The sequence below is a fragment of the Methylorubrum sp. B1-46 genome (assembly GCF_021117295.1).
Taxonomy (GTDB): domain Bacteria; phylum Pseudomonadota; class Alphaproteobacteria; order Rhizobiales; family Beijerinckiaceae; genus Methylobacterium.
In genome coordinates this window covers 1,161,439-1,179,637 of sequence record NZ_CP088247.1, presented here as the reverse complement: position 1 = coordinate 1,179,637, position 18,199 = coordinate 1,161,439, and the positions used below count along the sequence as shown (strand labels likewise).

The 18,199-nt window shown below is 68.3% G+C and carries 13 protein-coding genes and 1 riboswitch; of the genes, 3 read left to right on the top strand and 10 right to left on the bottom strand.

All coding sequences use genetic code 11. The features are described 5' to 3' along the window. Positions 1-331 precede the first annotated feature (331 nt). A riboswitch (cobalamin riboswitch) is annotated at positions 332-540 on the top strand. Between the two features lie 105 nt (positions 541-645). Both LPC10_RS05695 and LPC10_RS05690 read left to right on the top strand, forming a co-directional pair. Next, positions 646-2,856: a TonB-dependent siderophore receptor gene (locus LPC10_RS05695; protein WP_231345830.1), complete on the top strand. Its 2,211-nt coding sequence runs from the start codon at positions 646-648 to the stop codon at positions 2,854-2,856. Then, entirely contained in the window at positions 2,856-4,016 is a 1,161-nt protein-coding gene (locus LPC10_RS05690) for a DUF1624 domain-containing protein (protein ID WP_231345829.1), read from the top strand. The genes LPC10_RS05695 and LPC10_RS05690 overlap by 1 nt, the downstream gene beginning before the upstream one ends. A 75-nt stretch (positions 4,017-4,091) precedes the next feature. On the opposite strand, the gene urtA is transcribed toward LPC10_RS05690, so the two are convergent. From urtA to LPC10_RS05645, 9 genes are all read right to left on the bottom strand, one after another. Further along, the gene (gene urtA, locus LPC10_RS05685) at positions 4,092-5,333 is read right to left on the bottom strand and encodes an urea ABC transporter substrate-binding protein (protein WP_231345828.1); all 1,242 of its coding nucleotides are present in this window, start codon (positions 5,331-5,333) and stop codon (positions 4,092-4,094) included. A gap of 189 nt (positions 5,334-5,522) precedes the next feature. After that, the gene (locus LPC10_RS05680; protein WP_231345827.1) at positions 5,523-6,398 is read right to left on the bottom strand and encodes an urease accessory protein UreD; all 876 of its coding nucleotides are present in this window, start codon (positions 6,396-6,398) and stop codon (positions 5,523-5,525) included. Next, positions 6,398-7,042, bottom strand: coding sequence for an urease accessory protein UreG (gene ureG / locus LPC10_RS05675; RefSeq protein WP_231345826.1), 645 nt, complete (start codon positions 7,040-7,042; stop codon positions 6,398-6,400). The genes LPC10_RS05680 and ureG overlap by 1 nt, the downstream gene beginning before the upstream one ends. Then, positions 7,039-8,751, bottom strand: coding sequence for an urease subunit alpha (gene ureC, locus LPC10_RS05670; RefSeq protein WP_231345825.1), 1,713 nt, complete (start codon positions 8,749-8,751; stop codon positions 7,039-7,041). The genes ureG and ureC overlap by 4 nt, the downstream gene beginning before the upstream one ends. 15 nt (positions 8,752-8,766) lie before the next feature. Continuing rightward, complete coding sequence (locus tag LPC10_RS05665) at positions 8,767-9,462, bottom strand: urease subunit gamma (RefSeq protein ID WP_231345824.1); 696 nt, start codon at positions 9,460-9,462, stop codon at positions 8,767-8,769. 13 nt (positions 9,463-9,475) lie between these two features. Continuing rightward, positions 9,476-10,156 (bottom strand): urease accessory protein UreF, encoded by a 681-nt coding sequence (locus tag LPC10_RS05660; protein ID WP_231345823.1) that lies wholly within the window; start codon positions 10,154-10,156, stop codon positions 9,476-9,478. Between the two features lie 4 nt (positions 10,157-10,160). Further along, entirely contained in the window at positions 10,161-10,622 is a 462-nt protein-coding gene (ureE, locus tag LPC10_RS05655; RefSeq protein ID WP_231345822.1) for an urease accessory protein UreE, read from the bottom strand. A 183-nt stretch (positions 10,623-10,805) separates the two neighbouring features. Further along, complete coding sequence (locus LPC10_RS05650) at positions 10,806-11,873, bottom strand: DUF2778 domain-containing protein (RefSeq protein WP_231345821.1); 1,068 nt, start codon at positions 11,871-11,873, stop codon at positions 10,806-10,808. 440 nt (positions 11,874-12,313) lie between these two features. Further along, positions 12,314-14,281 carry an oleate hydratase gene (locus tag LPC10_RS05645; protein ID WP_231345820.1) on the bottom strand — a complete coding sequence of 656 codons (1,968 nt, stop codon included), beginning with the start codon at positions 14,279-14,281 and terminating at the stop codon, positions 12,314-12,316. Positions 14,282-14,807: 526 nt separating this feature from the next. On the opposite strand from LPC10_RS05645, the gene LPC10_RS05640 reads away from it, so the two are divergent. Further along, a complete protein-coding gene (locus LPC10_RS05640) occupies positions 14,808-15,428 on the top strand; it encodes a DUF1269 domain-containing protein (RefSeq protein WP_231345819.1) in 621 nt (206 codons plus the stop codon). Between the two features lie 69 nt (positions 15,429-15,497). Here LPC10_RS05640 and LPC10_RS05635 read toward each other — a convergent pair whose 3' ends face one another. Further along, entirely contained in the window at positions 15,498-17,984 is a 2,487-nt protein-coding gene (locus LPC10_RS05635; protein WP_231345818.1) for a PAS domain-containing protein, read from the bottom strand. Between the last annotated feature and the right edge of the window lie 215 nt (positions 17,985-18,199).

Sequence of the window (18,199 nt, the reverse complement as noted above, 5' to 3'; positions counted from 1 at the left end):
CGGTACTCGACAACGCGGATCCCACACGGCCTCCCGCCGTCGTTTCCGGCTTAACTGTGCCAGAATGACGATCGAGATGGCTTTGCCGATTAGGGAATGATCAACCTTAAGCCTTTCCGTATTGAACGGGATCTTGGTTAATCTTGCCTAAACCGTAGCCCTGCCCGCTAAAAAACGCTCGATCACGATTTTTAGGGTCGAGTGGTGTCGCGGGGCATCGATGCACCGGCGTTCCGGTTTGCCGCGCAGGGCAGTGTGCCTCATGGGTCACAAGTTGTGTAATGTTGTTACATCTCATCGGGCGGCCTGTTGACCCTGCATCGCGGCGCAGCGAAGTTGCTGCGGTCAAGGTTCCCCCGGATGCAGGTTCGGGGGCTAAGAGGGAATTCGGTAAGCCCGTCCGGGCGAAGCCGAAGCTGCCCCCGCAACTGTGAGCGGTGAGCCCCGTCAGGAATGGTCATTGGTGCACCGCACCGGGAAGGCTGGGACGGAGGCGCGGACCCGTGAGCCAGGAGACCTGCCTTGGCGTGACGATGTCCCCCGGGCGGGGTGTTCCGGCGGCGTGCCTGAGCGGCGAGCGCGTATCCATGCGCTCGCAGTTCGGCATCCGCTCCGGCTCGCGCCCGCACAGCCAGAGCGCGCCCTGTGAGAGTTCGGACGAGCCTGAATGCCACCGATGTTGCGAGGCCGGTCCGGCGCCCGCACTGGATGCTGGCCGCCCTGCTCTGCGCCGGCCTGCCCGGCCCGCAGGCGCGGGCGCAGGAAGCGGTGACCCTGGAGGAATTGGCGGTCGAGGGGGAGGGGCGTGGCCAGGGCGTCGGGAACGGCGCGCCCGACGGCCGGACGGCGGCGGCCGGCACGGTCGGCCTGATCGGTCCGACACCGGGCTACCGCGCCGACCGCGCGGTGAGCAGCACGAAGACCGACACGCCCCAGCGCGACGTGCCCCAGGTCGTCACCGTGGCGCCGCGTGAGGTCATCACGGATCTGACCGCCACCCGCGTCGACCGTGTCTTCAACTACACGCCGGGCGTGGCGCAGCAGAACAATTTCGGCGGCCTCTCGGTGTTCAGCTACGCCATCCGCGGCGTCACCACCTCCGAGATCTACAAGAACGGCTTTCCCCTGAACCGCGGCACGCCGCCCCCGCCGGATACGCAGAACGTCGAGCGCATCGAGGTTCTGAAGGGCCCCGGCGGCGGCTTGTTCGGGCGCAGCGATCCGGGCGGGCTCGTCAACATCATCACCAAGCAGCCCACCGTCGAGCGCTTCGTCGAGATGGGTGGGCTGTGGGGCTCGTTCGGGCAGTTCCGCGGCACGGTCGATTCCGGCGGCGCGCTGAACGAGGAGGGCACGGTCCTCTACCGCTTCAACCTCGCCGCCGGTGCCCAGGGGAGTTTTCGCGATTTCGTGGACAGCGACCGATTGCTCGTCGCGCCCGTCCTGAGCTGGCAGATCACGCCGGACACCCGGATCACCGTCGAGACCGAGTTCCTGCGCAACCGCATCGTGTTCGATCGCGGCGTCATCGCCCTCAACGGGCGGCTCGGAATCCTGCCGATCTCGCGCTTCCTCGGCGAACCGGGCCAAAGCACCTACCAGACCAACAACACCATGCAGGTGCGGGTCGATCACCGCTTCAACGCCGACTGGCAGATGCGGCTCGCCACCCACTTCAACACCGGTACGCTGGAGGGCGAATCCGCCGAGATCCGCGCCATCGCCGCCGATAACCGCACCGTCTCGCGGGACCGCAACTTCCGCGACTACCGCTGGGACACGGCGATCGGCCAAGCGGAGGTGGTCGGGCGCTTCGACACCGCCGGCATCGGCCACACGATGCTGCTCGGCTTCGAGCGCGAGAGCACCGACAGCCGCGTGCTCTACCTGCGCTCGAACTTCCGCACGAGCCCCTACGCCATCGACATCTACGATCCGCGCTACGGCCAGCCGCTGCCGCCGCTCACCATCCCGCGCAACAACTTGGAGCGGATCACCAACACCGCCCTCTACGCGCAGGACCAGATCGCCTTGAGCCCGGAATGGAAGGCGCTCGTCGGGGTGCGCTTCGACTTCTTCGAGCAGTCGTTCCGTGAGCGCACTGAGCGCTCCCAGGTCGATCAAACCTACTTCGCGGCGACCCCGCGAGCGGGCCTCGTCTACCAGCCGACCCCGGAACTCGCGCTCTTCGCCAATGTCGGCACGAGCTTCCGGCCCAATATCGGGCCCGATGCCGCCGCCGTGGCGCTTTCCGGGCCATTCGCGCCGGAGACCGGCATCGGCTACGAGGTCGGGAGCAAGATCGACCTCTACGGCGGCGCCCTGGCGCTGACCGCCACCGCCTTCCGGGTCGACCGGGAGAACGTGCTGACGCCCGACCCCAACAACACGGCCTTCTCGCTCGCTGCCGGCGGAGTGCGCAGCGAGGGCTTCGAGTTGACGGCCGCCGGCCAGATCACGCCGGAGATCAAGATTCTCGCGGGCTACGTCTATGCCGACGCGGTCGTGACCAAGGACAACGTGCTGCCGGTGGGCTCGCCGCTCATCAACGTGCCGCGGCACTCGGGCAGTCTGCTCGCGGTCCACGAAGTGCAGACCGGTCCGTGGAAGGGGCTCGGCCTCGGCGGCGGCGTGCGCGGCGTCGGCGACCGGCCGGCGGACGCGGTCAACAGCTTCGCGCTGCCGGCCTACATCGCCGTCGATGCCCTGGCCTATTACCGTTACGAGAACTTCCGCTTCGGGCTGAACGTCGAGAACGTGTTCGACACCGAGTATTACGAGAGTTCGCTCAACCGCTTCCGGGTCTATCCCGGCTCGCCGCGCCGCTTCACCGGCACGCTGAGCGTGCGGTTCTGATGGTCTCTCCGTCGGGCGCAACTCCGGTTCCGCGCACTCGCATCGGCGCCATCGATGCCCTGCGTGGGCTCGTGATGCTCCTGATGCTCGTCGATCATGTGCGCGAGTTCTTCTACCTGCACGCCCAGGTGAGCGACCCGGTCAACCTCGCAGCGACACCGCCGGACCTGTTCCTGACGCGGGCCGCCTCACATTTCTGTGCACCGGTCTTCCTGCTGCTGACGGGGCTCGCGGCGAGCCTCTACGGGCAGAAGCACGGCAGCCGGGCGGCGACCTCCGCCTTTCTGATCAAGCGCGGGCTGTTCCTGATCGTCCTCGAAGTGACGCTCGTGAACCTCGCCTGGACCCTCAACCCGCTGCCGCCGATCCTCTACCTGCAGGTGATCTGGGCGATCGGCCTCAGCATGGTGGCGCTTGGCCTCCTGCTCTGGCTGCCGCGGCCGGTTCTGATCGGCGTCGCGCTGGCGATCATGCTCGGCCACAACGCCCTCGACGGCGTCGTGCTCGCGCCCGATCAACCGGGCTACGCGCTGTGGGCCGTGCTGCACCAGCGCGGGATGATCCCGCTGCCCTGGGGCGCGGCACGCACCTCCTATCCGGTCTTGCCCTGGATCGGCGTCATCGCGGCGGGCTACGCGCTCGGGCCACTCTACGCATCCGGTATCGACCCAGCCCGGCGCCGCCGACGCCTCGTCACCCTTGGGCTCGCGAGCCTGACGGCGTTCCTGATCCTGCGCGGCCTCAACGGTTACGGCGACCCGCATCCCTGGCAGGCGGGCAAGGACGGGATCGCGCGCGCGCTGTCCTTCATCAACCTCACCAAGTATCCGCCCTCGGCCGATTTCCTGCTCGCCACCCTCGGCCCCGGCCTGCTGCTGCTCGCGCTGTTCGAGCGCCTGCCGGATCGGCGCCTGCGCTGGCTCGCCGTGTTCGGCGGGGCGCCGCTGTTCTTCTATCTCGCCCATCTCTGGGCCCTGCGTCTCGTCTATGGCGGCCTCACCGCCCTCGACCTCGCCGGCGCCTCCGGCCGGATCGAGGCCGGTGCGCCGTGGCAGATCTGGCCGATCGCGGCGGCCTTCGCGCTCGCCCTCTACCCGGCCTGTCTCTGGATGGTGCGGCTGAAGCGGCGCAGCGCGTGGCCGGGGTTGAGCTACTTGTAAAGGCCGAGATCCGGGGAGCGACCGCGTTGCGCGCATCCCCTCGCCCCGCCTGCGGGGAGAGGGGACAGGTTGAGGTTACTGATACCCCTTCGGGAAGGGGTTCGGCTCGATCAGCTCCGGGCTTTCGTAGACCACGTCGAACTGGCCGTCTGCGCGCGCCCGCGCCACACGGGTCTTCGACCAGAGATGGTGGTTCTCGTGGATCTTCACGAAGCCCTCCGGCGCATCCTTCATCTCGATGCCGGGCGAGGCCTCGATCACCCGGTCGATCTCGAAGCTGCCGGCCTTCTCCACCGCTGCCTTCCACAGGAAGGGACTCAAGTAAGCCGCCTGGGTCGCATCGCCGATCACCGTCTTCTCGCCCCAGCGCTTCTTGAAGGCGGCGACAAACTTCTCGTTGGCCGGGTTCTTCAATGACTGGAAGTACTTCATGCAGGTATAAGCGTCGGCGATGTTCTCGCCGCCGATGCCGTCCACTTCGTCCTCGGTGACGGAGACGGTGACGAGGATCTGCTTCTTCAGATCGATGCCGGCCGCCTTGAGCTGCTTGTAGAACGCCACGTTCGAGCCGCCGACGACGGTCGAGAAGATCACGTCCGGCTTCTTCAGCTTGATCTTGTTGATGACCGAGTTGAACTGGGTGTGGCCGAGCGGGAAGTATTCCTCGCCCGCCACCGTGCCCTTCAGCACGCTGGTGATGTGCCGGGTGGCGATCTTGTTGGTGGTGCGTGGCCAGATGTAGTCCGAGCCGACCAGGAAGAAGGATTTGGCAGCCTTCTCCTTGCCGACCCAGTCGAGGCCCGCCAGCGTCTGCTGCGTCGCCTCCTGGCCGGTATAGATCACGTTCTTGGACTGCTCCAGGCCCTCGTAATAGGTCGGATAGTACAGCAGGCCGTTATACTGCTCGAAGACCGGCAGCACCGCCTTGCGCGAGGCCGATGTCATGCAGCCGAACACGGCTGCGCAGTGATCGTTGACGACGAGCTTGCGCGCCTTCTCGGCGAAGGTCGGCCAGTCGGAGGCGCCGTCCTCCTGGATGATCTTGATCTGCCGGCCGAGCACGCCGCCGGCCGCGTTGATCTCCTCGATGGCGAGTTTCTCGCCCTGCGTCGTCCCGGTCTCGGAGATCGCCATGGTACCGGTGAGCGAATGCAGGATGCCGACAGTCACCTCCTTGTCGGTCACGGCGAGCGCGCCCGCGCCGGTCTGCGCGAAGGCGCGCCCCGGCAGGGCGCCGAGCAGCGGCGAGGCGGCAAGGCCGAGGAGAAGGCGACGGCGGAGATGGAAGTGGGCGTCGTTTCGGTCACGCGAGCGCATGTTGTCTCGAAATCCTTTGAACGTCATCCAGCCGATCGACCCGAATGACGGCCATATGGCCGCCAGACGAGGCCGATACCCCCGCTCGTATTTCGTCTCAGGAAACCGATTCGCATCAAGGAGAATTGCTGTGCGGCCTGCCCATATTTCTCGCCATGTGCCGCCCGGCTGATCGTTTCGAGACAATCTCTACTTCCGGCGCCGGCCGGGTGCGCACCCGCTCAAGGCCTCGAACACGATCCGGAACACCGCCTCCATGCCGGCCGAGAGGGTGCCGCCGTCCGGCGCGAGCAGGCGCAGGCCGAGGCCGGCCCCGTTGGGCAGCGGGCTCACGCCGGTCAGGCAACCGGCGGCATCGCCTGCCTGCCGCAGGCGAAGGCCGGCCAAGCGCGCGTCGTCGGGGGCGCCGAGCACGACCATCGTGCCGTAGGCGCGATGAGGCCCCATCGGCGAGGCCGCTCCCGCGAACGCGGCGCCGTCGATCCGGCCGCGCTCCCGCACCAGCGGACGGCCCTCGGGCGTCCGGATCGTCAGGCCGAGGTCGAGCCGGTCGAACGGGCGGCCCTCGCCGAGGGGATCGTGGCAGGCCACGCTCTCGGTGACGATGGCGCGGGCGCCCGGCTCGGCGGTGATCTCGGTCGAGACCGCGAGATGCGCGCCGGGAAACAGGATGAGCGGATCGGGATTGAGCGCGAGGAAGGCGCCGTCCGAGATCGTCAGCCGCGTCTCCTGGCGCGTCGGCTCCGGGCCGCCGCGATGCACTACGGTGCCGGCCTGCGTCGTGACGTGGGCCCGCGCGCCGGGGCGCGCCGCGATGTCGAGGGTGAGGTGGTCGGCGGCGTAGAGGCCGCCCGAGGCCGATTGCAGGTATAGGGTGGCGAGATCCGGGTTCTCCGGATGCATCCGGAAGGCACGGGTGATGTGGAACGGGTAGGGCACGCGCTGCCGCGACAACACCGTGGTGCCACCGCCGCGGGCGAAGATCAGCGCCGCCTGCACCCTCCGCCCGATCGCGGCGTGGGGCGGGGCGGGTGCCTCGGAAACGTCGTCCAGCGACAGTGCCATCAGGGCGCGAACAGGACGGCGCGGCAGATCGCGTCGGCCACCGCCTCGACGCCCTCGCCGGAGCGGGCATTGGTGGCGGCCACCGGTTTCGTACCCCGGACGCGTGCGGCCTCCGCCAGCATGCCGGGGAGATCGACGCCGACATGGGGTGCGAGATCGGTCTTGTTGATGACGAGGAGGTCGCAGCGCAGCACGCCGGGGCCGCGCTTCCTCGGGATGTCGTCCCCGCCCGCTACGTCGATGACGAAGATCCACCAATCGACCAGATCGAGGGAGAAGGTCGAGGCGAGGTTGTCGCCGCCCGATTCGAAGATCAGGAGCTGGAGCCCCGGAAACTTCGCCTCCAGATCGTCGCCCGCGGCGATGTTGAGAGTCGGGTCCTCGCGGATCACGGTGTGGGGGCAGGCGCCGGCCTCCACCGCCTCCACGCGCGCCGGGTCGATCAGCCCGGAGCGGCGCAAGCGCTCGGCATCCTCCTTGGTGACGAGATCGTTGGTGACGACCGCGAGATCGACCCCGCGGGCCTGAAGCGCCGGGATCAGCCGCTCGATCAGCGCGGTCTTTCCCGAACCAACGGGACCGCCGATGCCGATGCGGGCGGCGGTGACGGTATCGGGCAGGGCAGGGGAGGGGGAAGCGGTCATCGCAGCATGTAGCGTTGGGCGAGCGGGAGGACGGTGGCGGGCTCGCAGGTGGCGAGTTCCCCATCCACGAAGACCTCGAAGGTCTGCGGATCGACCCGGATCTCCGGGCAAGCGTCGTTCCACAGCATGTCGGCTTTGGTCAGCGTGCGGGTGCCGCGGGCCGGCAGCAGGCCTTTGCGAAGGCCCAGGCTCTCGCGGAGCCCGCCTTGAATCGCGAGCGGGTGGACGAAGCAGGCCGACAGCCCCTGCTTGGCGAGGCCGAAGGCACCCCATTGCGGGCGCATCAGCATCGGTTCGCAGGTCATCAGGGACGCCGCGGAATCGCCCATGGCGCCCCAGGCGATGAAGCCGCCCTTGATCACCAGTTCCGGCTTGATGCCGAAGAAGGCCGGGCGCCAGATCACGATGTCGGCCATCTTGCCGGGCTCCAGCGAGCCGATATGCGCGTCGATGCCGAAGGTACGCGCGGCGTTGATCGTGTACTTGGCGATGTAGCGCTTGATCCGGGCATTGTCGCCGAAGCCCGGCCGCTCCTCGGGGAGGCTCCCGCGCTGGTCCTTCATCTTGGAGGCGAGCTGCCACGTCCGGCAGATCACCTCGTGGATGCGGCCCATGCCCTGGCTGTCAGAGCCGAGCATCGAGATCGCGCCGATATCGTGCAGCACGTCCTCGGCCGCGATGGTCTGCGCCCGGATGCGGCTCTCGGCAAACGCCACGTCCTCCGGCAAAGCCGGATTGAGGTGGTGGCATACCATCGTCATGTCGAGGTGCTCGTCGAACGTGTTGACCGTGTAGGGATTGGTCGGGTTCGTCGAGGAGGGCAGGCAGTGGGGCAGTCCCGCCACGCGGATGATGTCGGGCGCGTGCCCGCCGCCCGCACCCTCCGTGTGATACATGTGGATGGTGCGTCCGCCGATCGCCGCCAGCGTATCCTCGACGAAGCCGGATTCGTTGAGCGTGTCGGTGTGGAGCTGAACCTGGAAGTCGTGCTCGTCGGCGAAGGCGAGGCAGGAATCGATCGCCGCCGGCATCGCCCCCCAATCCTCATGGATCTTCAAGCCGAGCACGCCGGTCTCGAGCTGCTCCTTGAGAGCGGCGGGCTTATGCGTGTTGCCCCGGCCCAGAAAACCGAAATTGACGGGCCAGGCTTCCGCCGCCTGGAGCATTTTTCCCGTGTTGAACGGCCCGCCGGAATCGATGCCGACCGTGATCGGCCCGAGCGAACCGCCGAGAAGCGTGGTGATGCCGGAGGCGATGGCGTGGTCGGGCAGCCCCGCAGAATCGAAGTGGACGTGGACGTCGATGGCGCCGGGCGTGGCGATCAGCCCCTCGCAGTCGCGCACCGTGGTGCCGGCCGAGACGATCAGGCGCGGATCGACCCCGTCCATGATCGCCGGGTTGCCGGCCTTGCCCAAGCCCACGATGCGCCCGTCCTTGATGCCGAGGTCGCCCTTCACGATGCCGATGACGGGATCGATGACGAGGACATTGCACAGGAGGAAGTCGAGAGCTCCTTCAGCCGCCGTGACGCCGGGCGCGAGCCCGATGCCATCCCGAAGAGTCTTGCCGCCACCATGCAGGCATTCGTCGCCGTAGACCGCGTGGTCGTGCTCGACCACCGCGACGAGGGAGGTGTCGGCGAGCCGCACGCCGTCGCCGGTGGTGGGGCCGTAGAGGGCGGCGTAGTCGCGCCGGGGAATCGTGACCATGTTTCTCAGTCTCCCTCAGGCGCCCTTGAAGCCGCGGGCCTTGGCGCGAGCCAGCGCGTCGGCGCGGGCGGACTCGGAGTCGAGCTTGCCCTGCGTCAGGTTGTTGAGACCGGTGAGTTCCTTGGCGCCGCCGAAGCCCGTGAGCGTTACTGTCTTGCGCTGGCCCGGTTCGAACCGCACCGCCGTGCCTGCCGGGATGTCGAGGCGGAAACCGAGCGCCTTGGCCCGGTCGAAATCGAGCGCCCGGTTGACCTCGAAGAAGTGGTAGTGCGAGCCGATCTGCACCGGCCGGTCGCCGGTGTTGACGACCTCGATCGTGACCCGCGGGCGGCCGGCGGCGAGTTCGATCTCACCCTCGGCCGGCAGGATCGCGCCGGGCTCCAGCGTGTCGGGCTCCGCGCCTTCGGCCGCACGGATCGGTTCATGCACGGTGACGAGCTTGGTGCCGTCGGGGAAGACGCACTCGACCTGCAGGATCGGCATCATGGAGGCGACGCCCGGCATCACGTCACCGGTGGTGAGGATGGTCGAGCCCCAGCCGATCAGGTCGGCGACCGAGCGTCCGTCGCGGGCGCCCTCCAGGATCTCGTCGGTGATGATCGCCACCGCTTCCGGGTAGTTCAGCTTCAGCCCCCGTGCCCGCCGCTTGCGGGCGAGTTCGGCGGCGGTGAAGATCGTGAGCCGTTCCATCTCGGTCGGCGTCAGCAGCATCGGCTCGGCTCCTTCAATTGGCGAACAGGCGGAGTTCGGCCTGGGCTTGTCGCATCGCGGCGATCTCGATCAGCGGGGTGAAGCCGGTGAGCTCGACCGCGCCCGTCGGTTCGGGCACGGGCTCCTCCAGCAGTTCGGCGATGATCGGCAGCGCGCCGCCTAACGTGCGCTGCGCCTCGATCGCCCCGATGGCGCCGAGCCGCACCGCGGCCGAGGTCAGCCCGCTAGCGAAGAGATAGCCGGAGACGGAGGCGGCGGTGCGCTCGTCGAGGCCGAGTCCCGGCCATAGGGCGCCCTGCACCGTGGGAAGATGCCCGATGAGCGTCCCTGCGCGCACCGCGGCGCGCAAGGAGGCGGCGCCCGGCGTGCCGAGGCGGGCGTGCGAAGCGAGCAGCGAGGCGCCGTTGCGGCGGCTGCCGACCCGCATCGGCTCGGACAGCGAGGCGGCCTCGACCGCCGCGTCGATGGCTGCGAGCCGCTCGATCGCCGGGCCCGCGCGGTGGGCGAGGATCAGCGCGACCCGGTCGGTCCCGGCCCAGCGAAAGCGCAGGGCGGCGGCGATCGTGCGGGCCAGTGCCGCCTCGTCGAAGGCAGGATTGTCCGCAATCAAGCCTTCGAGGCCGTTGGAGAAGGCGAAGCTGCCGCTCGGGAAGGCGGTGTCGGCCTGCTGGAGCGCGGTGAGGGCGGCCAGCAACGCCTTAGCCCTCCTCGCCTGCATCGACGGCATGGGTGACGCGGCCCTCCGTGACCAGCGCGCCGAGCCGGACGAGGTAATCCTCCGCCGGCCCCTCCAGCGCGACGAGGAGGGCCCCGCCGTCGAAGCGGACCCGCCAGTGCAGGTTGCCGGCGTGGTAGCCGAGTTCGAGCGCGTCGGCGGCGCTCGCCGGCACGAGCCGCAGCCAGCGCTCGGTGCCGACGCGGGCGACCAAGGCATGACCGTCGTCGAGGACGAGCACGGCCCCGTCGAACAGGGCCTGATCCCGCGGCAGGGCCAGCGCGATCTCCTCGCCGGCCATCGTCGTCGCCCTCAGGCGCCGCCGGGCCACATCGGCGCTCGGCACCCGCAGGATGTCCACCGCGCCGTGATGCTCGAGGTGATGCAGGCGCTCGGCCAGCCCAGCCTCCGACCGGCTGCCCAGAACGCGTTGGATCACACGCATACGCCACGACTCCGATGCACAGGCTGCCCCGCCCGGCGCGCGGGCGGATTGGTCCTCGGGGTGCCGGAACCGCGGGACGGCTTCCGATCACCCACCGGACCTTATGCGAAGATCGGGCCAGGATCGAGCGTAAAGAGAATGAATTTTTCTCTCAAAGAATAACAGAGCGGGTCCGGCGCATCTTCAGCGTGACGCAACCAGAGCGTTCGGGTCGCGGCCGCGACCCGCGACGACGACGACACGGCGGATCTCGCCGCGCAGGTAAGCCTGCAGGAACTTGTCGTAATCCTTGAACGAGATGCAGCCGTTCGAGGCGCCGTTGGGGCCGAGCAGGTAGGTGTGGGTGAGCAGGCCGACGCGGCCGTAGATCGCCTCGCTGCCGCCGACCGGCGTGAGGCGGAGCGCCCGCACCCCGTGGAACGGCGCCTCGCGCTCGGTCAGGTCGTAGGTGCCCGGCGGCGTCGGCCCGCGCATCTTGAGGTGGACGAAGCGCGGGTCGTCCATGCTCTCGCCGAGGCCGGAATGCGCCTCCAGCCGCTCGCCGTTCGGCAGGACCACGCTCTGGGCGCTGATGTCGTAGACCGCGATGCCGCCTTCGCCCGGCGGCCGTGAGGCCGGAGCCGGCGACGTGAGCGGCCGGCGGGCGGCCGATTCGGCCGCGCCGTTCTCCAGCGCGGCGTAGGCGAGGGCGGGCGCGGGGGAGGCGGGTCGCTCGACGCCGAGCAGCCGCTCGAAGAAGCTGCGGGTGTCCTCCGCCTCGGCCGGCGCGGCCGCCATCGTGGGTCGGCGGGCGGCGAGCCGCTCGGCCCGGCGCAGGGCCGCCGCGGCTCCGAGAGCCGTCAGCTCGGGCGGCCGCCGGACCGGCAGGGGCACGAGCTGGGCGACGGCGGTCTCCTGCGGCGCGTCCGGAAGCCAGAACAGGGCCGCCATGCCGAACCGGGCATCGGTCGGAGCGGTCAGGGCCTGCGGCGCCCATTCGGCGAGCGCGGCCTCCTGTGGTTCCGTGGCCTCCGGCACGGACGCCTGCGTCTCGGTCGGCACCTGAAGCGGTCCCTCGACCGGCGCCTGGGCAACCGTTTCGACCGCCGCTTCCGTAAGAGCTTCCGGCACCGGCTCCACCGCAGGCGGCACCACGACAGCCTGCCGGGGCGGCAGACCGAGCGACACGAACGGGGCGGAGGAGGCCAGGATCAGCGCCGCGCTCAGATAGGCGGCCGTGGGCAGAGCCCACGAGAAGAGAGGATGTGCCATGCTGCGCCGCCCGAAATCTCGTCCCGGAGCGGCCTCCGCCCCTGAACCGCCCTGTCGGCACGGGGGCAAAGGCTGCCCCAGCCGATCAATCTATCGTTAACCAAGTGTGCGGCGGCACTCGGCGATTCTGGGGCGAGATCGTGGTCGGGCGGGGGTAAAACCGGAGCGGACTCTGGGCTGGGCGGGCCGTGGATGCCTCCGGAAGCGCATCGTCAACGGCGAGGATCGGTCGGGTCACACCGTTTCTGGCAAATTGCCTCGGCTTCGCCTCGCAATGACGAAGAGAGACTATATCAGTGATTTAATGGACGTTTTTGGTTTAGCTGATTTGGAAGTGGGATTTTGATGCCTGGAAATATTTATATCATGTTCATCGGGCTGCTTCGATGGACCCGCATCAGGCAGGAGGTGTGACGTCCTGCCGTCGCAAGGCGCCGGGATCACTTCTGTGATCGAATATGCCCGCGAATCTGTTCGATCGAGGCGCCGATGGCGGTCAGAGCCTGCCGTCTCTTGCTGAGCAGATGCCGCATTTCCAGCTGAGCCGATCCGCGGGGCGGCCCTTCGAGCTCCGGCAGGGGCGGTAGGATATGGGCGTAGTAGGTTCGCCCGAGCAAGCGATGCAGCAGGCGTTCGCCGGGGAAGGGCTCGTTGTTGTTCAAGGCGCGCGCCGCCTTGAGCAGGTTGCGGATGTCGTACTGGACCGGGCTGATATCCGGCACCTGCTTCTTCAAATCGAGCAGCGTATAGACGGCCACGCGGGCGGTGCGGATCGAACTGTCCATCGTGAAGATGATGTCGTTCGCGGTTTCGACGAACTGGCCCATCAGGCCGAGATTCGTGCAGCCCTTCGGCACCACATGCGGCCGGTCGCCCGCGGCGCGCGGCATGAACATCGCCGTGATGTAGGGCATGAGTGCGAGGCGCACCTTCGTCTTGGCCGCCACCGCCTCGCTCTGATCGGCAATCCCGAGATGGAAGCAGAGTTCGCTCAGGATCTCCCGGCCGGTACAGGCCGGCATCGGCTTGCGGACATGGTTCCCGTCCTTGTCCATCAGCAGCGCGTAGGCCCAGAGGACCAGCACGTCCTTGGGCTGTCCTGGGAAATGCGGCTGACGGTTGCAGGTGACGCTCAGGACCCAGTTCGAGTCCGTGAAGGTGATGATCCCGCCTGTCACGGTCTTGCCTGAATAGGGATCGTTGACCGCCAGCTCCTTCAAGCGCTCGACGAGGGGCGACGGTTCGCAGGTCAGCGTCACCGATTCCCACATCGATTTCTCGGTATCGCCGTAGAACTTCGCGGGCTTTCCGAAGACTGGGGATTTTTCCGCCAGATTCTTCCACAGCGTCCAATCGCTGTCCTCGCCCGGATCGTGCTGGCCGCGTTCGAGGACCGGTGCATGGTCCATGTCACCGTAGGCCGTGCCCTCGGTCATCGAGCCCGTCAGGGCAAAGACCACATCCCCGGCCGCGACCGGGATGACCTCGTTCTTGCCGTCCGCCCGGATGTGGATGCCCGTGACGCTCCGCGTCTCGCCCTCGACGCGCATCGCAAGGTCGGTGGCCCGCGCGCCGAACCGCACCTTCACGCCGCGGGCCTGAAGGTGGTTCACCAGTGGACGGACGAAGCTGTCGTACTGATTGTATTTCGGGAAGACGAGCGCCGACATGTCCGTCAATCCGTCGATCGAGTCGAGGAAGCGATGCATGTAGAGCTTCATTTCAAGCAGGCTTTGCCAGTTCTCGAATGCGAACATGGAGCGCCAGAGAAACCAGAAATTGGTCTCGAGAAAGCCTGAGCTGAAATATTGCTCAATCGTAATGTCGTCGAGATCTTCCTTGCGCTTGAGCAGCAGCCGGATCAGCTCCCATTGCTGGGATTTCGTGAGGCCAAATCTCGAGAAGTCGCGGATCTGCCCCTGCTGGTGCATGAGCCGCGCCTTGGAGTAATTGGGGTCACGGTCGTTGACGAGCCGGTACTCGTCGAGGACGCTGTAGCCCTCCGGCAGTTCCAGCGCCTGAACATCCTGGAACATGTCCCAGAGGTTGTCGTAATTCCAGTTCATCTCGCGGCCGCCGCGGATGATGTAGCCGTCCTGCGGATTGCCGGCGCCGTCGAGGGAGCCGCCCTCGACGCTCAAGGCGTCGAGGATGGTGATGTCCTCGCCCTTCATGCCGCCGTCGCGGATCATGTAGAAGGCGGCGGCGAGGCCTGCGATGCCGCTGCCGATGATCCATGCCCTGCGCTCCTCCACCCGTTGGTCCGGCACGGGACGGTTTCGCATGTAGGCGCCCATCATGTCCGGGGGCGGAAGCGTGTTGTCCGGCCGATGGTGCCAATAGGCGGCCGATGCATCCGCCTCGACGGTGAAATCGCGGCCTTCTTCGCCTGGATGGGCCCCAGCCATTGCGCGTCTCCGAGGAAAGCGGACGGTGTCGTTGTTCCGGCGCGACGGATCAGGCTGTCATCGGTTCGCCGTTGCGGGCATGGCTTTCGGACGAATGCCTGCTCGACGCACGGTTGAAAGCTCGGTTGCCGGCCGGAGCCTCATCTCGGCCCGTGGGCTGCGCCTTCCAATGAGGCAGATCAATTGAAGCGACCGATTTGTGGGGTAGGGTTAGGCATCGTCTTTCTGGGATTGGCGAAGAGATGGCCTGTTGTTAATGAAAGACATGCTTCATAATTAAATATTGCCGGTAGATCTGTTGCAGTGATTGGGGAGTTTTGCCGGTCGCAGCCTTGTTAAGTGACCATGAGCTGCCATCGCTTCGGCGGCCTGTCCCCGGCGGATGTGCTGCGCCGGAAGACGGTCAGATTCCACAGCGTGCCCGCCATTCTCCCGCGCCTGGCGAGAACCGGCGGGCACGGTTCGCCACCCTGACCGTGCCAGGGCCGACAACACCCGTCGCACCGTCTTCATCGAGGAGGAATGAATGGCCGAGCTTGTGGTGATTGGATTCGAGGATCCGCAACAGGCGGACAGTGCCCTGAACGAGCTGGCACGCCTGCAGGGCGAGTACCTGATCGATCTGGAGGATGCGGTCGTCGCCGTGCGGAGCCCGGACGGCAAGCTGCGGCTCAAGCAGAGCGTCGATCTGATCGGGGCGGGAGCGGCCTCCGGCGGCATCTGGGGCGCGATGTGGGGCTCGCTGGTCGGCCTCCTCTTCCTGAACCCGCTGCTCGGCCTCGCCACGGGGGCGGCGCTCGGGGCGGGAGCGGGGGCGCTGTCGGGCAAGCTCGCCGATTACGGCATCAACGACGATTTCATCCGCTCCGTGGCCGAGGCCGTGCAGCCGAACACCTCGGCCCTGTTCATCCTCGTGCGCAAGGCGCAGCCGGAGAAGGTCCTCGCGGAGATGAAGCAGTTCCGGGGGCGCGTGATCCGCTCCTCACTCTCGCCGGAGCAGGAAAGCCGGCTCCAGGCGGCTTTGTCGGGACCGGAGGTGTCGATGCCCGGAAGCGCCGAGCCGGCCGCGTCGGACGGCACGGCGGCGCCGGGAGTCGGCAGCAGCCCGCAGCCTCCCGGTGGGGCCACCGGTCCGACGGGCGCCTGATCCCGGCAGACCGCCGGTCGATCGGGGGGTATGAACCGGCGGAGGGCGGCGGCCGCCCTGTGCCCCGCTTCAGGCCGGGGTCGGCCGGTGGCCGGGGGCGCCCGCCGGCCGGGGACGCCGGTTCAGGACGTTGCGCAGCGCGCGCGCGACCTGCTCGGCCGAGTAGGGCTTGCGGACGAGGTCGAAGCCGTGCGTGTCGTCCTGGGCCAGCACGTCGCTGTAGCCGGTGGTCAGGATGATCGGCAGGTTCGGGTGGCCGGCCTTCAGCCGCCGTGCGAGTTCGACCCCGCCCATGCCCGGCATCACCACGTCCGAGAAGACCGCGTCGAACCGGAACGGCACCCGCTCGAATTCGACGAGCGCCGTCTCGGCATCGTGCGCCCAGACGATCGAGTGGCCGAGATCCTCCAGAAGCTGGGTGCAGAAGCGTCCGACATCGAGATTGTCCTCGACCACGAGCACGCAGAGCGCCCGCTCCTCGGTCGCGGGCTCGGCCGTGTCGTCCCCCTGCTGCGTCTCCGGCGCGGGCGCATCGACCTCGGGCAGGTAGAGCGTGAAGGTGGTGCCGTGTCCCGGTTCGCTCGCCACGTCGATGTCGCCGCCCGATTGCTTGGCGAAGCCGATGACCTGAGAGAGGCCGAGCCCGGTCCCCTTGCCTACCGCCTTGGTGGTGTAGAACGGCTCGAAGATGCGCGTCAGATGCTCCGGGGCGATGCCGGTGCCGTCGTCGCGGACCGAGAGGGCGGCGAAGGGCCCGGCCGCGCCGGCATGGCCGCGGATCGAGGGCAGCGCCGTCCCGCAGGCGAGCCCGAGCGTCAGCGTGCCCTCGCCGGCCATCGCGTCGCGGGCATTGACCGCGAGGTTGACCAGCGCGGTCTCGAACTGGCTCGGATCGACCCGCACGTGGCAGGGCAGGTCGGGCACCTCCGCGACGATGCGGATGCGGGCGCCGGTCACCGCGTTCAGCATGTCGGCCACGCCGCGAAGCCGCCCGCCGAGGTCGAACACCTCGGGCTTGAGGGGCTGCCGCCGGGCGAAGGACAGGAGCTGGCTCGTCAGCTTGGCGGCGCGATCGACCGTGTCCGAGACCGCCTCCAGGTAGCGGCTGCGCCGGTCCTCGGGCAGATTCGGCCGGCGCAGGAACTCGACGGACGAGCGGATGATGGTCAGAAGGTTGTTGAAGTCGTGCGCCACGCCGCCGGTGAGCTGGCCGACGGCCTCCATCTTCTGGGCATGGCGCAGCGCTTCCTCGGCTCGGGCGAGTTGCTCCTGGCCGCGCAGCCGCTCGGAGACGTCCTGGGCATACTGGAACGCGCCGATCCGGCGTCCCTGCGCGTCCCGCAGCGCCGTGAACCGCAGCTCGTAGGAGGGCCGCTTGCGTTCCGGGGCGCCGAACGCCTCGATGAGGGTGAATTCCTCGCCGGCAAGGGCACGGGACCAGACCGCCTTCACCGCGGCGCGGTCGTCGGGATGACCGGCCAGCAGGTCGAGGAGGTTGTCGCCGACGCCGGGCCGGACGCCGTAGATGCTCTCGAACTCGTCGACATAGGCGCGGTTCACCGCGAGCACGCGGTAATCGTCGTCGAGCGCGGCCACGAGAGCGTCGGTGGTCTCGAACACGTCGGCCCAGAGCTTGCGCTGGGCGAGCGCGTCCGCCACGCGCCGCTCCAGCGTGGCGTTCAGGTCCTGCAGGCGCTCCTCGGCGAGCTTGCGGTCGTGGATATCCTCGACGACGCCGTACCAGCGGATGATCGCGCCGCCCTCGTTGCGCCGCGGCCGGGCGCGCGCGCGCATCCAGCGGTACGCGCCGGTGCGGGCGATGCGGATGCGGTAATTCACATCGACCGGCTCGCCCGAGGCGAGGCAGCCCGCGAACACGGTCATGGTCCAAGGCACGTCGTCGGGATGAAGCGCCTTGGCCCAGCCGGCGCCCTCCGGTTCGCCCGGCGCCTGCCCGGTCAGTTCGAGCCAGCGGTTCGAGTAGGAGGTGATGTTGCCGTGCGGGTCGCAGGTCCACGGCACCTGCGGATTGAGTTCGACCGTGTGCCGGTAATGGTCCTCGCTCTCGCGCAGGCGCCGCTCGCCGAGGACGCGGGCCGTCGTCTCGGCGGTGACGCAGAACAGGCCGGCGACGGCGCCGGCCTCGTCGTAGGCGGGCGAGTAGGTGAAGGACCACCAACCCTGCTCGGGCTTCCCCTCGCGCGAGAGGTCCAGCATGACGTCGGTGAGGGTCTGGCTCTCACCTGCGAGGGTCGCATCCACCAGCGGACCGATCTCGTCCCAGATGCTGGCCCAGACCGCGCGGAAGGGTTGGCCCAGCGCGCCGGAGAGCCGGTAGCCGAGCATCGGGCGGTAGGCGTCGTTGTAGAAGCACAGCAGGTCCGGTCCCCAAGCGAGGAACATCGCCGTGGGGCAGGACAGCATCAGCGACAGCGTGCTGCGCAGCGATTGCGGCCATCGCTCCGGCGGCCCGAGTGAACTCGCCGACCAGTCGTGGGCGCGGATCTCGGCGCCGGTCTCTCCTCCGGGCGGCAGGAATGCGAAGGCATCAGCCATGACGCGCGACGCCTGCGGCCCGGACATCTCCGCGCGCCGACACATCGGCCGCCTTGCACCCGACGATGGCCCTCCGCCCGGTCACGGTCGGTCGAACCGCGCCCGTCGGGTGCCGCAGGTCTCGAGAGGGAAGGCCAAGCATGGCGGTGGGATAACCTGTCGATTCATTGCGGGCGAGCCTCTCGGCCTGCGCCGTTTCAGCACCTCGCCGATTG